Below are 18556 nucleotides of genomic sequence, written 5' to 3'. Positions count from 1 at the left end.
CTGATTATGCAGCTTAGCAATATAGTTTGTGGTGATAAACGCAAAGAAGGAGAGGCGCGAACAGGTAAAATCCGTGTACAATATTATTAAAGACAGCCTGCTCAAGCAGGCTTTAATTTATCATAACAGGCAAAATGCTGTTTTATCAGGATATACTGCTGGCATTGCAGCGGTAACATTCCGGTTTGGATGATGCAACACACAGGATAACAATACAATGGATAGCCATAGCAATCTCAGCGAACTGGAACGCCTGCATCTGGATACCGATCACATATGTGAGCTGGTTGCTATTCTTTTGCCGGTTGCCGAGCATATCCATTCGCATACTCAGTCATACCTGCAAACACCGGAGCAGGAACAGGCACTGACTGAACTGATTGCTGCTCTGCACGAGCTGCATCCAGCCGATATGGCTACCCTGCTGGAGTCACTGCCGCTACAGGAACGTATGCTGGTGTGGAAGCTGGCTACACCTACTGAAGATGGTGAGGTATTACTGGAGGTTTCTGATCCAGTACGTGAAACCCTGATTGAAAGCATGGCGCAGCAGGAACTGCTGGCCGCTGTGGATAATCTGGATGCAGACGAACTGGCCGAGCTGGCTCCAGATTTGCCCAAAGAAGTTGTTTATGAAGCCATCAGCAGCCGTGATGAAGAAGAGCGGGCACAAATTACTGCGGCAATGTCATTTGAAGACAATCAGGTTGGCGCACTGATGGATTTTGAGCTGGTGAGTATTCGGGCAGACGTAACCTGTGAAGTGGTCTTGCGTTATTTACGCCGCTTTGAACGTTTGCCCGACCATACCGATAAAATCTTTGTAGTCGATAATTACGATGTTCTGCAAGGCGTTTTACCCATACGCAGTCTGCTGGTTGCCGATCCGGATTTACTGGTCTCGACAGTTATGGCCGATGATGTGGTTACCTTCCGTCCTGAGGACGATGCTGAAGAAGCAGCAGCGGCATTTGAGCGCTATGATCTGGTCACTGCACCAGTAGTAGACAGTAACCGCAAACTGATCGGACGTATTACCGTTGATGAAATGGTGGATGTGATTCGTGAAGAATCAGAAACCGATATGCTGAATATGGCCGGTTTACGTGAAGAGGAAGACCTGTTTGCGCCGGTAGTGGATTCAGTAAAAAACCGCTGGATATGGCTGGCTGTCAATTTGTGTACGGCTTTTGTTGCCAGCCGTGTAATTGGTATGTTTGAAAACTCAATTGAAAAAATTGTTGCGCTGGCAACACTGATGCCGATTGTGGCCGGTATTGGCGGTAATTCCGGTAATCAGACCATTACCATGATTGTGCGCGCCATGACGTCCGGACAAATCAGTAACAGTCAGGCATGGCGGTTACTGCGCAAAGAAGAGGGCGTTGCTCTTGTAAATGGTATTATCTGGGGTTCTGTGATGGGGCTTGTTTCTTATTTCCTGTATCACAGCGTAGGTATTGGTCTGGTTATGGTGGCTGCAATGACACTGAATCTGTTACTGGCTGCCACGGTCGGCGTACTGATACCGGTAATTATGCAAAAATCCGGCCGCGATCCGGCACTTGGCAGCAGTGTGCTGATTACTGCTGTTACAGATTCCGGCGGCTTTTTTATTTTTCTCGGTCTGGCCACCCTGTTTTTGTTATAAACCTGTCTTAAAGAATAGATAATGAATACAGATACGCCAATCACTCTTGATAGCTGGTTACACAACTGCGGTTTGCCGCGACTGGAAGCACGAATGCTGCTTCAGCAGGTACTGGATATCAGTCATGGCTATATTATCGCCCATGGTCAGCAGTTAATCGGCAGCAGTGATCAGACCAGACTGAATCAACTGGCACAACGGCGGCTGGCTGGTGAGCCATTGGCCTATCTGCTCGGATGGCGTGAATTTTACAGCAGGCGTTTTCAAGTTACAGAAGCTGTACTGATTCCGCGTCCGGAAACGGAACATCTCGTAGAAGCGGTTTTAGCACATTTACCTGAGCACGGAGTTGTGTGGGATTTAGGTACAGGCAGCGGAGCCATTGCGATTACCGTAGCCTGTGAACGTCCTGATGCACAGGTATGGGCAGCTGATATCAGTGCAGAAGCACTGGCAGTTGCGCGTACCAATGCTGCTGCCCTGCAGGCAGACGTATCTTTCGGACAAGGTTCATGGTATCAGGCGCAGCCGCAGCCTGCAGTTAACAGTGTGGACGTAATTGTATCCAATCCTCCTTATATTGCCGTACATGATCAACACTTGCAGCAGGGGGATTTGCGCTTTGAACCACAGCATGCGCTCACCGATAATTACAACGGTCTGACTGCATTTCAAACCATTATTACCGGCGCTGCACATTTTCTGCGTCCTGATGGCTGGTTATTACTGGAACATGGCTTTGATCAGGGAGAAGCAGTTCGCACAATGTTAGCGCAGAATAATTTCAGTCAGATTTACACACAGCCTGATCTGGCAGGTCTGGAAAGAGTAACACTAGGACAGAGAAAATAATTTCCTGGTAAATCAATGAGCCAATCATTTATTCACCAGAATTAATTTTAAATTGATGTAATCAATATAATTCGGCAAGAATATAAAAATATTCTTGCCGAATTAAATATTTCAATAGAATTTTTAATAATGAAAACTACATCTGATCTCAGAAGAGATTAATCACTGAAGATATCAATTATTGATGACATCAGCGATACAATAATATCGGTAAACGGCCACAAAATAGTCGACATTATGCCACTTACAATCAAAAGCAGAATAATCCATGTTCCATATGGTTCGAGTTTACGGTATTCCATCGAAGCTTTTGGTGACAGAAAACTGTCAACAAAACGTGCACCCGGTTGCGGAGGAATCGGCAGGAGACTGAAAAAGCAGAACATAGCATTAACATAGATACCTATTATTCCCATCATTGCCATTGGTTCCTCAAAATATTCCGGCACCCACTGACTGATAATCACAACAATGGTCCAGCACAGACATAAGAGCAGGTTAGCCAGAGGGCTGGCAATGGCTACCAGACGCTCTCCCTGACGTCTGTTTTTAAAATTTCGCGGGTCAATTGGTACTGGTTTGGCCCAGCCAACCATGAGAAAGCCTGACAAAAGAATCATAGTTGCCAGCGGGATAATAATTGTTCCGACAATATCAATGTATTTAGCCGGATTCAGACTCAGCCGACCCATCGTTTCAGCTGTACGGTCACCGCAAAAGCGCGCCACATAACCACAAACTGCTTCCGGGAGCGTAAGCCCAAGCAGAATCGGCAAGATTGCCAGAAGTAAGAAAGCCAGATCAAATTTCTGCAAAGTAAAATCCTTAAAATACAAATAGAAAATTCTGTATCAAAACAGTTATGATACCAGTGAAAATTTTACAAACCAAATAGTGCAGCATCCCCTTTACCCTGCCGTATCAGCGTAATATCCTCGGTCATATCAATGACGGTTGTAGGTTCAGTACCGCACCAGCCACCGTCTATCACCAGATCTACTTCATGTTCGAGCTGATCCCGGATATCATAAGGGTCAGTTAACGGTTCATCATCATGAGGCAGCATCAGTGTACATGACAGCATGGGTTCATTCAGATTCTGCAATAAAGCCAGAGCTATACGATTGTCCGGAACACGTAAACCGATGGTTTTGCGTTTAGGGTGAAGAGTACGTGCTGGTACTTCTTTGGTGGCTTGCAAAATAAATGTATAACTTCCGGGTGTTGCTGCCTTGAGCAGCCGGAACTGGCTATTATCTACACGCGCATAAACGCCCAGCTGGCTGAGATCATGACACATCAGAGTTAGATGATGTTTCTGATCAATGCCGCGTATACGTAAAATTCGCTCCATTGCCTGTTTATTGCCCGGCAGGCAGCCCAGTGCATAGCAGGAATCCGTCGGATAAACAATCACTCCGCCACCACGAACAATATCTGCTGCCTGATTAATCAGTCGTTCCTGAGGATCAGTAGGATGGATAGCAAAAAACTGTGCCATAAAAATTCCTTATTTTGTATTTATCAATCCAATCAGTTATTGTAAACATAAGCCTGCCACACCAACAGTGAATAATATGTCCGACTAACTATTTATTTAGAAGTATTACCGGCAGTAAACAGCCAGCACATATTCAGACAGGTATCAGCACAAATAGAAAATTGCTGAAAAATTCAGCATTCAGCCTGAAATTCGCTACCAGTGCCGGTAAATTGTCTTATCAGAGCACATGATTTCTGTCCGGCATTAATATGTCGCGGCGTGCCTGTTCCATTCCTGCCTGAGTTACTGCCACTATAAATATCGTTAATCTCTGTCACTATGCTTCTATTGCTGTTCCACTGACGGGCAGCAGTTCTGGAAGTTTTAACCCGGCGCAGATTTTTAAATTAATGCAGGAAACGTGGTTACCGATTAATATCAGAGTATGAATTATTATTAATGATTAATTTTTATTATTTTTAATTGAAAATAATTGTGTCAAAAGTACCGGATTAGTGTATTAGTGGTGAAATAACTACAAAACACTAATTATAATCAGCTCATTGACATAAAAATCGCTGATTATTTTTGACTACCTGTAAAACCTGATTTACAGTACGCCACTCTGTCAAATTATCAACATTGCAACGGAAAGGAATAATTATGTTTGTACTACCTATCCCTTGCAGGTCAATCCAGGGCTGATTACATCCTGATCCTTGGCTACGGCCTGCCAATTTATTACTCAGCATGCAAATCCTGTTCATTTATGATGAACATGGCTGACTATTGCTTGCTTATTACCAAATAAAATAATTGGAATGGATCAGAATGGGCAATTCTATTCAGCAGCTGGCGGACAATATTACCCTGATTACATCACCAGAACTCTGGTTAGAGGGCGAAGCCATCCGGCAGCTAGAGACAACTGCAAAACTTCCCGATATTAAATACGTTGCCGGTATGCCGGATTTACATCCCGGCCGTGGTTATCCGGTAGGTGCAGCTTTTTTTACTACTCAGTATCTTTATCCGGCACTGATTGGCGGGGATATTGGCTGCGGAATGGCATTATGGCAAACCACAGTTAAAATCCGGGCAATGAATCAGGCTAAGCTGATTAAGCGTCTGGATAATATTGACCAGCCGCTATCAATCACAGAATGTACAGCTTTATGGCCGGAAATTCTGCCATTAAATAATCATACATATGCTTCAGGAACCATTGGCAGCGGTAACCATTTTGCAGAACTGCAAATGCTGGAGACAGTTTATGCACCGGAAATTATCCGGGAGGCCGGACTGGATAAACAGCACCTGCAACTGATGGTACATAGTGGTTCACGCGGGCTGGGCGGCATGATTCTGGATAAACATACCCGCCAGTACGGACATCAGGGATTAATCGCCGATAGTCCTGCCGGTAAAGAATATCTGATGCAACACAATCTGGCTCTGGATTATGCACAGCAGAACCGCGAGCTGATTGGCAGACGTATTCTGGCTAACCTGCGTGAGCAGGGGCAAAAACTGCTGGATATCAGCCATAACTTTATAGAACCGGTAACAATCAATAAGGAGTATGGCTGGTTGCACCGAAAAGGTGCTGCGCCTGCCAACAGGGGATTAGTGATTATTCCTGGTTCACGTGGTGATTTCAGCTATCTGGTACAACCACTGGATACCGTTTCCTCACTATATTCACTGGCACACGGTGCAGGGCGTAAATGGCAGCGCTCTGCCTGTAAGGGCAGGCTGGCAGAACGCTATACAGCAGAACAGTTAACCCGGACAGCACATGGCAGCAGAGTAATCTGCTGTGATCGTGAACTGTTATATGAAGAAGCCCCTCAGGCATATAAATCAATTGAAAGTGTAATCGCAGCCATGGTTCAGGCTCAGCTAATCAGACCGGTAGCACGCCTTAAACCAGTAATTACTTATAAAGTTCAGACGGAAAAGAAATAATGCAACTTTTGCAATTATCTGCTGCTTACGGACCGGCTGAATGTTGTCTCGCCGTTGTCAAAGCATTAGCACGTTTACAATATGAAGCAAAACAGAAACAGGTTGAAGTACAAGTTCTGGAACAGGAACCGGCTAAACACGGGCTGCATTCGGTACTGGTGAGCTTAGAAGGTACTCAGGCCAGCGCACTGGCTGATATGTGGCAGGGTACTATTCAATGGATTTGTATCAGCCCTTATCGTCCGCAGCACAAACGAAAAAACTGGTTTATCGGAGCAAGTTGTTTTAATCCAGTTGTTCAGCAGTACTCTGATGAAATTGTGTTTGAAACCATGCGTTCATCCGGAGCAGGCGGACAGCACGTTAATAAAACAGAATCAGCTGTCAGAGCAACACATACAGCCAGCGGTATTAGTGTTAAAGTGCAATCAGAGCGCAGCCAGCATGCTAATAAAAAACTAGCTGTACTGTTGCTCCAGCATAAGCTGTTACAGCAGGAACAGCAATTGCAGGCAAGAAATAAGGCGGTTCATCATAAACACCATCATCAGATAGTCCGTGGCAATCCGGTACGAATATTTACCGGCATGGATTTCAAAGCTTTGTAGTAGTAAGCAGGCAACCAGATATCTTCATAGTTGCCTGTTTTATTTCCAACATTAATCTAACGAGTATCCGTTTAGAATAAATTTACAAAAAAAATGAATATTGACATATATCATATAAATAAATCTGGTTTTTGATAAAATAAATTAATTTACATAATTAATTAAATGTCATAATGAAAAAATATATATTAGAGCCTTATGTTGCTTTCGATCCTGATACGGCAACATATTTATTTACCAGGAATATTAAATTAGAAGAAAATCAATCACCGGCGCCTCAAATATTCCGGGAGATATTTAAAATATATTTTCCTAAAAAAATTTTTTTTAGCGGCGTAATTATTTATATCATCGATATTGCATGTTTTTATTTGCAAAAATTTTTTTTAGAGGAAAATGCAATACCTAGAACAGCTATAGAATCTATTCAGATACTCGTGATTATATTTTTACTGATATCTATAGCACAAATTGTCGGAATAATTCGTGAAATCAGAAGATTAAAAAATTTATACCAAGAAATTAACTGGCCTGCTGAATATCATTATGTGTTTTTTGAAGAAGGAATCTTAATCAAATCAGTTGACATGGAAGGTATTTTTTATTGGGATGATTTTATGAGTATTATTTTAACGTCGAATACATTAGCGTTTAATTTATGCCCGGCCGGAACCCAAAAAGGCAATATATTTATCAAACACTATCCGCGTTTACATAATTTCTATCTTTTTACTGATATAGATGAGCAAATAAAAACATTAATTACTTCAATAAGTCAGAGATATAAAAAATTAGTTGTATTTAGATAGCATTTGTTTCATTAACTGATAATGAAAACCTTTCCGTAAATTCTTAGCTGCTTTAATGCCATGATAGCTATTGGTAATCTTATCAGTGCCGTTATATAACCTGATGCGGGTAACTAAGTCTGGTTTTCTCCGCATCAGAATTCAAATTTTTAAAACCTTCGTCTGAAAATATCTGGCAAGAACGATAAAAATATAACTAAAATAATCCAGCCAAAAACAATATTGCCTTATCAAGACCAAATTTCAACCAAAAGCATTCTTAATTAATTACATAATTTTAAACAAATTAAACATTGAAATTTACCTTAAAATTACAATATAAACCATTGATAATAAATATATATTTTATTATTGTGTTTCTAATATTATAAATATTAATTACTTTAGGATATTGAGCGATATTCAGAATAATATCTTTTATTGATTTCATGATACATTTATTAAAATCAATAATTTATGTTTATTTATCTGAAGCTGCGGTTATTATTGTTTAAAAGGAACCGTTAATGAATCCCATCTATCTCAATATCATTTTCAAAATGCTGGTCGCATTTTGTATTCTGTTAGTATACATCAACTTATCCGGTAAAGGGTCTCTGGCGCCCATTTCTGCTATTGATCAGGTAGGTAACGTGGTTTTAGGGGCAATTATTGGCGGTCCGCTATATAATCCGTCCATAAGTATTACCCTACTTATGAGTGCTTCCATTTTTTGGGCAGGATTACTGTTACTGGTACGTTACACCACATTTAAGCGCAATATTGCTAAAGATTTTGTTGACGGTACCTCTATACGCTTAATGGAAAATGGAATCGTGCTTTCACAGAATTTTCGTAAAGCAAAACTGTCTATCCGTGATTTTATTATGTTACTGCATCAGCGTGGCTACAACAGTCTGGAAGCGCTCAGTGATGTCTGGTTTGAATATAATGGTCAGATGACCGTAGTAAAAAAAGGTGATCCCTCCATGGCCGTTGTTGTAGTAGAAAATGGAGTAGTGAATTACCCAAGTTTAAAATCTCTGGGGCATGACGAAAAATGGCTGGAAAATGAGCTGAACCGGTTAGGAGAAAAACTGGATGATGTTTTTCTGGCAGAAGTGCATGATAATAAGCTTTGGGTTTATCCGGATGTGCAAAAAAGTAGCGGAAACTAGTTTGATTAAACTTAGTTTGTAAATTTTATGCCATTTATCATGTGGCATCGTATTAAGATAAAAAGTTTTTCTGATTCTTATCTGGCTGTTACCGGCAGCAATACCCGGTATTTTGCAGTGATAATGAATTTCTCAGCAAATATGCGATAACATATCAATGTTGATGATAATGAAGTGCAAAGTCTTGCTGGAGCAAATCATAATGAAAATAGAAAACAAGTTGGGTAATGCTGCATCTGAAATCGAAGTAAAACCATACTCTCCACTCTATGCCACTGAAATATGCGATTTGTTTCATTCGACTATTCATGCTATTGATACCGATATTTATAACAAAGCAGAGCAAGAAGCATGGTGCCCAACACCACCAGATTATCAGATGTGGTTAAAACGTTTAGATAACACTCAGCCTTGGATGGCTATCTTTGGCTCACGCCTTGCGGGGTTTATTGAACTTAAAGATGATGGTTACATAGACTGTTTTTACGTGCATCCTGATTTTCAAAAACGTGGCGTAGCCAGAAAACTCTATGACCATGTGCTTAACTTGGCCCACCAGAAAAAGCTTTCACAATTAAGTGTAGATGCTTCAAAAGTGGCCATGCCAATTTTTAAAAAATGGGGTTTTAAAATAAAGCGGGCTAACAAAATATCCAGAAAAAATCAGGTACTGATAAATTACCATATGTATAAACCACTTTGATTTTTATAGAGACCTCTGTTAAGTAGAAAACTTTATAAAGATAGCAGAAAATGAAATACACATCTGGTTTACCTATAATGAAGAAATAAATCCCGAATTTGCTTTGACCAACTATGTCCAATTTTTGAATTATCAGGAATTGGAGCAGTGGCAAAAATTATTCTTTAACAAGTATAAACATCAATATTGGGTAACCCGAATGTTAGTGCGTGATGTTCTGAGCAGATATCTACAAAGTATTCCTGCCGAAAATATAGAATTCAAAACTAATAATTATAAGAAGCCCTATAGCTACATTGTCTCAGAAATTAAAAGCTATAACGGGAAATAATAAAAATCATTTTATATTGATGAGAATATTTATAACTTGGAAATATTCTTAATGAACTCTACATCCATTAAAAAATCATAAAGTGGTAATAACTGTTTAAAGCCTTGGGTCAGTTTATTTGGTAAATCCCTGTCAAGTATATCCTCGATATGATGATTGGTTGCCATTACAGCAATACTTTTCCGGTTGTACCATGTTGCAATCTTTTTATCCTGCTCTTTAACTAAAGGACGTTTATAACTATCACCAACAAGCTCAAACGGTTTCTTCACGCACCTCATCACTTTTAAAAACACTTCCGGTTTATTCAGTATTTCTTCACGGAAAATGTCCATAGTTTGTTTGGGTGCACAATAATAACCAAGCCCATATCGATAAGTATCGGGACTAATTTCAAAAAAATAGGCAGGAGCCTCTTTCCAGTCGCGGCTTGGACGTTTGAATGTCAGCCATAAACGGCTGCGATAAAGAGATTTATCTTTTGAGAAACGGGTATCACGATGAATACGTGATATCGTTTTACCAATAGCCGGGCGAGTTTCAAATTCTTTGTCGATTTTCAACATTTCAGGGGTTAACTGTTCAACCAGTGCACGAAATGGCTGTATCAATTCATGGTCATAAATTGAACGATGCTCATCAAACCACGGCTTACTATTATTAATCCGGATATCTTGTAAAAAATTGAGTCCAGCCTGCGTAAATCCGTTGAATTTATACATTAATCACCCTTTAAATATTCCAGAAAACGCACGGGATTTCCAGATTACTTACTTCATTTTTATCTTACCTAAGTAGTTAGAGTTAATCCAGTATTCAGGCAGAGTAAATAAACTGGTTGAAAATTAATTTTTAATATAATTTCTGATTTCCGAGCTTATCTGAACATAACACTGTTGTTTACATTCCAGTGTTTCCGTGTCGAATCTCATATAATTAATCTAAAGTTTTACGGATATCTGATATTAATCATGGAAGCTTTGAACCGATAACCAATATTACTGAGACTTTGAAAGATTTAATAAAATATATACCGTGCAGTGATGCAAGTGAAAATAATATTGTTAATTTTACAGGTTTACATGTGATTGATATGAGTAATTAAGATATTTTTCGATATCTGAAAATATTCTCAGTACAGAAAGATTTTGCATATCTTTTCTGCCTTTATATGTTCAAAGCCATTAAACCTGCATTTTTGATATTGTCGTTTTACATTTATGAGTCAGATATTGAATCTGGTTGTATCAATCAGCTTGTTATGAAATGGATAATTAAGATAAATCGCAACTACTAATAAAAATAAATAAGTAAAATCGGTAATCGAAAATCAGAAATATCTATTTTTGAAATGATGTTCAGAGAATGAATAAAACAAAATGTCCTGTTTTAAACAGGACATTTTAGAAATCTGGATGCGGGGGCAGGATTCGAACCTACGACCTTCGGGTTATGAGCCCGACGAGCTACCGTGCTGCTCCACCCCGCGTCTGGTAAGGGAGCTATTATACGGATAATCAGCCTTATGTCAACTAAAAAACCGATTTTCTATGCATTTTTTATGATGACTGATGATTTTGCCAGCAGTTCACCAGATCATAAATAGCAGCCAGTGCTGCTTTAGGTGTCAGTTCATCAGGCTTTAGTGCATTTAGCTGAGCGCATAAATCAGCAGGAATTGCCGATATAGCAACATGATTAATATCGGTATCCATCATGGTTTCTTCTTCGCTGTCTGCTGCCTGAGCCTGAAACATATCCAGTTGCGGCTGCTCGGAAGCTGCATGCTGTTCAAGTGTTTGTAAATGGCGGTAGGCGGCATTTAGTGCCCGCGCCGGCAGTCCGGCCAGTTTCGCTACTGCTATCCCATAACTTTTACTTGCCGGTCCGGGTTCAATATGATGCAGAAAAACAATATCCTGTCCTTGTTCCAAAGCCGCAAGATGCATATTGAATGCGTGTGCATGCTGCTCAGGTAAGCGGGTTAACTCAAAATAATGGGTAGCAAAAAGAGTATAACTGCGATTTCTTTGCAGTAAATGTTCTGCAATGGCCTGCGCCAGAGCCAGACCATCAAAGGTAGATGTGCCACGGCCAACTTCATCCATTAATACCAGCGATTGTTCTGTTGCATGATGCAGAATATAAGCCGTTTCCGACATTTCTACCATAAAGGTAGAGCGGTTACCTGCCAGATCATCCGAAGCACCAATACGGGTAAATATCTGGTCAAATTCTCCCAGTGTACAGCTGTCTGCAGGTACCGGAGCACCAATATGCGCCAGTAACACAATTAAGGCTACTTGTCGCATATAAGTAGATTTACCCCCCATATTCGGGCCGGTTAAGAGCATCAGGCGCCGTTTTTCATCAAGACGCGTATCATTGGCAGTAAACTGTTTAACTTGCGCAGCCACTACCGGATGACGGCCATTTTTAATCTGTAAACACGGATAGTTTACCAATTCCGGAAAACAATAATGTTCGGTGCATGCATATCTGGCCAGTGTATTTAATACATCCAGACTGGCTGCCGCACGGGCACAGCGCTGTAATACCGGCAGTTCACTTTGTAATTGCAGCAACAGCTTGTCATATATCTGTTTTTCCCGTTCCAGTGCATTTTGCTGTGCACTTAATACTTTTTCTTCGAAATCTTTTAACTCAGGCGTGATATAACGTTCTGCATTTTTCAGAGTCTGGCGTCGCTGATAGTCTGCCGGAGCCTGTTCAGACTGTACCTTGCTCAATTCAATATAAAAACCATGCACACGGTTGAATTCAACTTTCAAACTGGATAAACCTGTGCGTTCTCGTTCCCGGTTTTCTAATTGCAGCAAAAACTCATCTGCATGATTCTGTAAACGGCGTAATTCATCCAGTTCCGCATCAAAGCCATCATTAATCACCCCACCGTCGCGCAACCATATCGATGGTTCAGGCATAATCGCCATATTTAACTGTTCGGCAATAGGTGCGGCAGGTGGAAACTGTTCCAGTAGAGTTTGTATCAGGCTGCTACTCTGGACGGATTCTTCTAAACGGAATTCTGCCAGAATAGTCACGCTATCCCGTAAAGCAGATAAATCACGAGGGCGGGCACTGCCAATAGCAATTCGTGCGGCAATACGTTCAATATCAGCTACCTGATTTAGCATGGATGTTACCTGCGCCTGCTGAGAGGCCAGCTCTGCAACGGCCTGTTGCCGGGCTATAATTTGCTGACGCTGACGCAATGGCTGATGTAACCATTGTGCCAATAGACGACTGCCCATATGAGTTGCACACTGGTCTAAAACAGAAAATAGTGTCGGTGCTTTTAAACCGCTTAAAGTCTGAGTTAGTTCCAGATTGCGGCGGGTTGCCGCATCCATACCAATATAAGCAGATTCCTGTTCCAGTGACAGGCTGTCTAAATGTTTAGGTAACTGCATTTGGGTTTGCTGCACATAGTTCAGCAAAGCACCCGCAGCACCGATTGCTGCATCATGCACTCCCGGTTGTAAACCGAAAGCACGTAAATCCTGACTGCCAAAATAACGCTCAATCATTCGGGCACCGGTATCAGCAGCAAATTGCCATGCGTGTAACCGGGTTAGCTGCCGATCATAGCCACTAAGATTCAATTTTTCCTGAGTTTGATCAGAAAGCAGTATTTCTGCAGCCTGCAAACGTGCCAGCTCATTAGGCAATGCTTCAGGAGTAATGATTTTGCATCTGAATTCTCCGCTTTGCAGCGAAAGCCACGCTATGCCAAGCTGTTTTTTCAATAAAGAAATGGCCACAATACGGTTGGTCTCTTTATCTTCAAGTAACGCCGTATCAGTCACTGTACCCGGTGTAACAATACGCACAACCTGCCGTTCTACCGGTCCCTTATTTGCCCCCACTTCACCCGTTTGTTCACAAATAGCTACACTTTTACCCAGTTTTACTAGCTTAGCCAGATATTGTTCGGCTGCATGATAAGGTACACCGGCCATTCTGACCGGTTCCCCGTTAATCTGTCCGCGAGTAGTCAGCGTTATATCCAGCAGACGGGCTGCTTCAACGGCATCTTCCAGAAACAGTTCATAGAAATCCCCCATCCGGTAAAACAGTAATTTGTCCTGATGTTCAGCCTTAATAGACAGGTATTGCGTCATCATCGGTGTGAGGGCGGGTTTACTCATAATGTGGAGAATATTTGAATTGATTAAAAAAACGCTATTGTAACAGAGTGTTTACATTCAGTTTATACAACGCCAGATATCACTGCCTAAAATCAGTTATTCAGTAGTTCATTGTTTAAAAGCGTGACGGACTGTCATAATGGTGTAAAAATATAGTTTATATTATCTGTATCGATCTCAATTCCTATTAAAAAATGTCAAAAATCTTGCCATCAAAGAAATTCAACTTAATTCGCTGCTGGATACTGTGCTTCTGTGTTTTATTTCTGAGTGCCTGTCCTCATGTCCGTAAACCTACAGATAAAATTCTTCCAGGCGAAACCGGTTCAGTAACACCGGGTAAACCATTACCTCGGAATTATGTCTTTACTCCGGGGAAAGCTGGTGTCAGCTATCGGGCTGTTTCTTATCAGGAATTACCACAATGGCCGATTCAGTCATTTGTTGATAGTCTGGATGCATTCAAAACCAGTTGCAGCAAACTGCAAATGCAGCCAGCCTGGCAGCCAGTATGTCAGCAGGCAGCACGCACATCCAGACATAACCAGCATGCCAGAGTATTTTTTGAAACTTATTTCACGCCATGGGAAGTCAGCCAGAACGGACAGCTGGCCGGTACTGTAACCGGCTACTATGAACCAATGCTGCCGGGCGATACCAGACAGACTGCACAGGCGCGCTTTCCTATTTATGGTATTCCCAGCGATTTTATCGTCGTTCCGCTGAATGCCGGACAGCGTCAGGGTGTTGTACGTATCCGACTTACCGGAGCAAATAGCGGCGTCATTACACCTAACGGAGATTACACCGCTAATCTGGCCTCCTTTCCCCTGAATGAGAAAACACGGGCACTAAAAGGCCGCATCAGTGGTAACCAATTAATTCCGTATTACACCCGTGCCCAGATTAATGCAGGCGCACTTAATGGCAAAGCCCCTGTTCTGGGTTATGCTAATGATCCAGTAGAATTATTTTTTCTGCACGTACAGGGGTCGGGGCAGTTAAGAACACCTGACGGCCGGATGCTGCGCCTCAGTTTTGCTGATAAAAATGACTACCCTTATGTATCAATTGGAAAATATATGGCTAACAAAGGCTATCTGCCACTTGCACAAACCTCAATGCAGGGTATTAAAGCCTGGCTACAGCAACATCCGCAGCAATTGGCTGAAGTCTTAGGGCAAAATCCAAGCTATGTCTTTTTTCGCGCATCTGCAGAACCAGCCAGCGGACCAACCGGTGCATTGGGTGTACCCCTTACCAAAGGATATTCTGCAGCTGTCGACAGCCACTTTATGAATCTGGGTGCCCCTTTATTTGTTGCTACTACCCATCCCGCTAATGGTTTTGGTTTAAACCGGTTAATGATGGCGCAGGATACCGGCAGTGCCATTAACGGTGCAGTAAGAGTAGATTATTTCTGGGGTTATGGCGATGAAGCCGGTGCTTTGGCGGGTAAAATGAAATACCCCGGATACGTCTGGCAACTATTACCTAACGGAATGTTGCCCCAGGTTAAATAAAAATCTGGCGAACAAATGCAAGCTAAGGTAAAATAGTTACAGTATTGACAATTGTATGTGAAGCGTTACCGTAAATGAAAAACATGCATTTAACCATGCGCTCATGCATCTGGCAGCTAATTATAAAAGGGATGTAAATTATGGAATTATATTTACCTGTTGCCCTTTTGGTTATCTTGCTGGCTGTATTGCTCGTGCTGAAAAAGCGGCAGAAAGCGGCAGGACAAGGCAAAAGTAAAAGTTCGGTCCGCAAAAAGCAGTCCGCATCTAAACAAAATAAAAAGACAGATAAACAGGCTGCTGAAGCCCAGAATACATCCGAAAATGAGGATGCTTCAGCTTCTCTGGAGGATGAGGATTGGGACTGGCAGTTAACCACCAGTCCGGATAAATCCACGGTTTCTGTCGCTACTGTAGATCATCTTACTGAATATAAAGTTTATAAACAGTTTGGTTATTTTCAGAAAGCAGCTGATTCACTCGGTGCATATCTGGAGCAGAATATTGCCCAGCAGAGTCCTGCAATGGCAAATACTCTGGTCAACGAACTGGCTGCATTATGCTTAGATGCCAAAAATTCAGATAAACTTGCTGAAGTAATTGATCAATATCGTAATTATTTCCAGCGGCCTGAATTAGAAAATCTGATTCGCCAGGGGCTTGCACTTGATGAAAATCATTTGGGTCTGCGTGTGCTTGCAGAAGATCTGCTGCAATGGGATGTCAAGGAAACAGAAAAAGAAGTAGGCATCAATCAGGATAAAAAACCTGAAGATATTCGGCCTGAAGCAGAATCCTCTGCTAATAAACAGAATGCTGAGGAGCAGCCGCATGAACTGCTGGTAGAAGGTAATCTAGGTAACTTTAAAATTCGCGGTGATGAGCGTGATGTTCTGCTGAGTTTTTCCAAACCCGAAAACAGCTATGTGTTGCTGAAAGAACAGCTGCCCTATGATGCGGCCATTCGCTGTCTAAATAAAGCAATTAAAACATCCAGAAAACCAGCAGGTATGATTATTGATGCTTTGGTGCTGGATTACAGACATAATAATATCAATGTATTTGCACAGCATTTATGGCGTTTGTATTATACTTTGGGTCAATATGGAAATGTCGTAAAAGAACGTATGCTGGGTTGGGGGTACAGTCTGGGTAACCATCCAATGTTTGAACAGCTGGAGACTAAGCCTAGCGAAACGATATTGCGTGATATCGGCGTGACTCAGGGTTATCTGCCTATGAATAGTAGTGCCCTTAAAGCTAAACGCCTGTCATTGGTTGATAAAGCTTCTTCAGAGAATGACGTGGCTGAAACACCTGCAGAACTTGTATTGCGGGATGTGGAATCGCTGCTTACCTTTGGTCAGTTTGATGAAGCAATGGATTTACTGGAAAAATCAGTCCTGCTTTATCCGCAAGAGTCACAGCTTTACATTACTTTATTTGACTTATATGAACGTGCAGAAGAATGGTCACGTCTGGAAAAAATGTTACAGGTAATTCGCGCTGAAATTCAGACGCCACCTGAAGAAGTTGTACTTGCTATGAGTCAATTATTGAAACGTATTAACCACGGTGGTGTGCAAAATCAATGATGAACAATTCAATACCCAAAGTAAAAACTGCCTATGTTTTGCTCGTCAATGTGGATGATCGCCAGACAGCCATGTTGCGCATGGCATTTAAAATGTACAATAGTGTTAATTACCAGCTGATTCAGCCTGAAGATAATCTGCAGCCTGAACTAATTCTGGTGGATGGTGATGCTGATGATGGTGAAGAGCTCTGGCATAAGGCAAAAAAGAAATTTCCTGATGCTGTAGTAGTCTTTTTTGGTCGTAACTCTCCTTCATTTACGGCTCCTTATCTGATGAAACCTATCAGATTCGATACTTTGTTTCAGCATTTGCGCAATTTGCAGCAAGGTAACGGGGTCTGGCTTGCTGATAAAGCTGCTGCACAGAAAGAAACAGCTAATGAAAAGGCTGAATCTGCTGTACATCAGACAAACAATACCGCAGAGCATGCACATCAGTCAGTAACCGTAGCGCGCTTTCATACTCAGGGAACACTACTGGGCATGGTACAGAAACTCGCGCAGCAATCTGAAGATACAGCAATTCTTTTTGACAATAAGCCAGTATTAATTGTATTTCCAAGTGTTGAAAAAGTATTACTGGCTGTTGAAAGTGATGCTTTGCAACAACTATGTATGCAAACAGATGCTGAATGGCAGACTAAAGCAGTACCTGCTTCTGCACCAACGGCACAGTTGCATGATAAAGCTAAACTAACTTTGCAATCCTGTATATGGCAGCTGTCAATCTGGACAGCGCGAGGTCGTCTGATTGAGCCTATTACGCCGGATACAGTGATCAGACTGAAAGCATGGCCAAATATGACTCGGTTGGCTTATTTGCCTGAAGCCATGCGTCTGTCTGCTTTTCTGGTGCGAACTCCTGTGGCACTGAATACTTTATACAAGCTATTACCAGTTTCTTTAGAAGATGTTTTAAACTATATAGCTGCTACTTATTCAATTGGTGCCTTGATTGTTGAGCAACAGTTGACTTCTCCTGCTGCACAACTGGAGAAAGAAATGGTTCTGACCAGAAAAGCACCACAAGCAGCCACTACTAAACCGGCAAGTGGTACGCAAACAACAGAATATGAAGAAAGCGATGAAGACAGGCCGAAGGGTTTACTGGCACGTTTGATGGGTCGCTTACGTGGCAACTAATACCTAAACAGGGAGTAATCATGGTTGAAAATAAAATTATATTTACCGGCCCGGTTGGGGTGGGAAAAACAACTGCCATTGCTGCATTATCGGATGATCCTCCGGTACAGACGGATGCCAGTGCTTCAGATATGACTCAGGATAGAAAAGGTCATACTACCGTTGCCATGGATTATGGTGTTATTCGGCTGGATGAGCATACTAAAGTTCATTTATACGGTACACCAGGTCAGGAGCGCTTCGATTTCATGTGGAGCATTTTGAGTAAGGGGAGTATGGGTTTAATTCTGTTGCTGGATAATACCAGACAGAATCCATTGAAAGACTTGAAGTTTTTCCTTACATCATTTCATGATTTACTAGAAGATGCCCCGGTTGTGGTTGGTGTAACTAAAATGGATATCAATCCTCAGCCGGGTGTGGATGTTTATCAGCAGTATCTGGCACAGCATAAGCTCAATGTACCTGTTTTTGAAGTTGATGCTCGTAATGAAGATGATGTAAAACAACTTGTTACTGCTATGCTGTACTCTATTGATCCAGGTTTAGAAGGGTAGTC

15 protein-coding genes and 1 tRNA gene are annotated in these 18556 nt (G+C 41.7%); 11 read left to right on the top strand and 5 right to left on the bottom strand.

From position 1 onward, the window contains the following. Window positions 1-217 precede the first annotated feature (217 nt). Both mgtE and prmC read left to right on the top strand, forming a co-directional pair. Window positions 218-1651, top strand: coding sequence for a magnesium transporter (mgtE, locus tag SALWKB2_RS11060; RefSeq protein WP_025331738.1), 1434 nt, complete (start codon window positions 218-220; stop codon window positions 1649-1651). Window positions 1652-1690: 39 nt separating this feature from the next. Continuing rightward, window positions 1691-2503 carry a peptide chain release factor N(5)-glutamine methyltransferase gene (prmC, locus tag SALWKB2_RS11055; RefSeq protein ID WP_025331737.1) on the top strand — a complete coding sequence of 271 codons (813 nt, stop codon included), beginning with the start codon at window positions 1691-1693 and terminating at the stop codon, window positions 2501-2503. Between the two features lie 158 nt (window positions 2504-2661). On the opposite strand, the gene SALWKB2_RS11050 is transcribed toward prmC, so the two are convergent. Together SALWKB2_RS11050 and SALWKB2_RS11045 are read right to left on the bottom strand one after the other, a co-directional pair. Then, window positions 2662-3318 (bottom strand): site-2 protease family protein, encoded by a 657-nt coding sequence (locus tag SALWKB2_RS11050; protein ID WP_025331736.1) that lies wholly within the window; start codon window positions 3316-3318, stop codon window positions 2662-2664. Between the two features lie 65 nt (window positions 3319-3383). Further along, window positions 3384-4004, bottom strand: a complete 621-nt coding sequence (locus tag SALWKB2_RS11045; protein WP_025331735.1) for an L-threonylcarbamoyladenylate synthase — start codon at window positions 4002-4004, stop codon at window positions 3384-3386. Between the two features lie 813 nt (window positions 4005-4817). Here SALWKB2_RS11045 and SALWKB2_RS11035 point away from each other — a divergent pair. The 5 genes from SALWKB2_RS11035 (at window position 4818) to SALWKB2_RS11015 (ending at window position 9231) form a co-directional block, all read left to right on the top strand. Next, window positions 4818-5954, top strand: a complete 1137-nt coding sequence (locus SALWKB2_RS11035) for an RNA ligase RtcB family protein (RefSeq protein WP_025331733.1) — start codon at window positions 4818-4820, stop codon at window positions 5952-5954. Then, window positions 5954-6562, top strand: coding sequence for a peptide chain release factor H (prfH, locus tag SALWKB2_RS11030; RefSeq protein ID WP_025331732.1), 609 nt, complete (start codon window positions 5954-5956; stop codon window positions 6560-6562). Before SALWKB2_RS11035 ends, prfH begins: the two co-directional genes overlap by 1 nt. A gap of 173 nt (window positions 6563-6735) precedes the next feature. Then, window positions 6736-7371, top strand: a complete 636-nt coding sequence (locus tag SALWKB2_RS11025; RefSeq protein ID WP_025331731.1) for a hypothetical protein — start codon at window positions 6736-6738, stop codon at window positions 7369-7371. A gap of 506 nt (window positions 7372-7877) precedes the next feature. Beyond that, window positions 7878-8528 carry a DUF421 domain-containing protein gene (locus SALWKB2_RS11020; RefSeq protein ID WP_025331730.1) on the top strand — a complete coding sequence of 217 codons (651 nt, stop codon included), beginning with the start codon at window positions 7878-7880 and terminating at the stop codon, window positions 8526-8528. A gap of 202 nt (window positions 8529-8730) precedes the next feature. Beyond that, window positions 8731-9231: a GNAT family N-acetyltransferase gene (locus tag SALWKB2_RS11015; RefSeq protein ID WP_080690492.1), complete on the top strand. Its 501-nt coding sequence runs from the start codon at window positions 8731-8733 to the stop codon at window positions 9229-9231. 360 nt (window positions 9232-9591) lie between these two features. Here the strand turns inward: SALWKB2_RS11015 and SALWKB2_RS11010 are convergent, their stop codons facing one another. From SALWKB2_RS11010 to mutS, 3 genes are all read right to left on the bottom strand, one after another. Then, on the bottom strand, window positions 9592-10284 hold the full coding sequence (locus SALWKB2_RS11010) for a DUF2461 domain-containing protein (protein WP_025331728.1): 693 nt from the start codon (window positions 10282-10284) through the stop codon (window positions 9592-9594). Window positions 10285-10974: 690 nt separating this feature from the next. Then, a tRNA-Met gene (locus SALWKB2_RS11005) sits at window positions 10975-11051 on the bottom strand. A 70-nt stretch (window positions 11052-11121) separates the two neighbouring features. Further along, entirely contained in the window at window positions 11122-13734 is a 2613-nt protein-coding gene (mutS, locus tag SALWKB2_RS11000; protein ID WP_025331727.1) for a DNA mismatch repair protein MutS, read from the bottom strand. A 194-nt stretch (window positions 13735-13928) separates the two neighbouring features. On the opposite strand from mutS, the gene mltA reads away from it, so the two are divergent. The 4 genes from mltA to SALWKB2_RS10980 all read left to right on the top strand — a co-directional run bounded on the left by mltA (window position 13929) and on the right by SALWKB2_RS10980 (window position 18554). Further along, entirely contained in the window at window positions 13929-15257 is a 1329-nt protein-coding gene (gene mltA / locus SALWKB2_RS10995; protein ID WP_025331726.1) for a murein transglycosylase A, read from the top strand. A 140-nt stretch (window positions 15258-15397) separates the two neighbouring features. Next, complete coding sequence (locus tag SALWKB2_RS10990) at window positions 15398-16852, top strand: hypothetical protein (protein ID WP_025331725.1); 1455 nt, start codon at window positions 15398-15400, stop codon at window positions 16850-16852. After that, window positions 16849-17997: a hypothetical protein gene (locus SALWKB2_RS10985; protein ID WP_051506504.1), complete on the top strand. Its 1149-nt coding sequence runs from the start codon at window positions 16849-16851 to the stop codon at window positions 17995-17997. The genes SALWKB2_RS10990 and SALWKB2_RS10985 overlap by 4 nt, the downstream gene beginning before the upstream one ends. Window positions 17998-18017: 20 nt before the next feature. Continuing rightward, a complete protein-coding gene (locus tag SALWKB2_RS10980) occupies window positions 18018-18554 on the top strand; it encodes a GTP-binding protein (RefSeq protein ID WP_025331723.1) in 537 nt (178 codons plus the stop codon). The last annotated feature ends 2 nt before the right edge of the window (window positions 18555-18556 follow it).

Source organism: Snodgrassella alvi wkB2 (assembly GCF_000600005.1).
Lineage (GTDB): Bacteria > Pseudomonadota > Gammaproteobacteria > Burkholderiales > Neisseriaceae > Snodgrassella > Snodgrassella alvi.
This window is presented reverse-complemented; position numbering and strand designations above follow the sequence as displayed.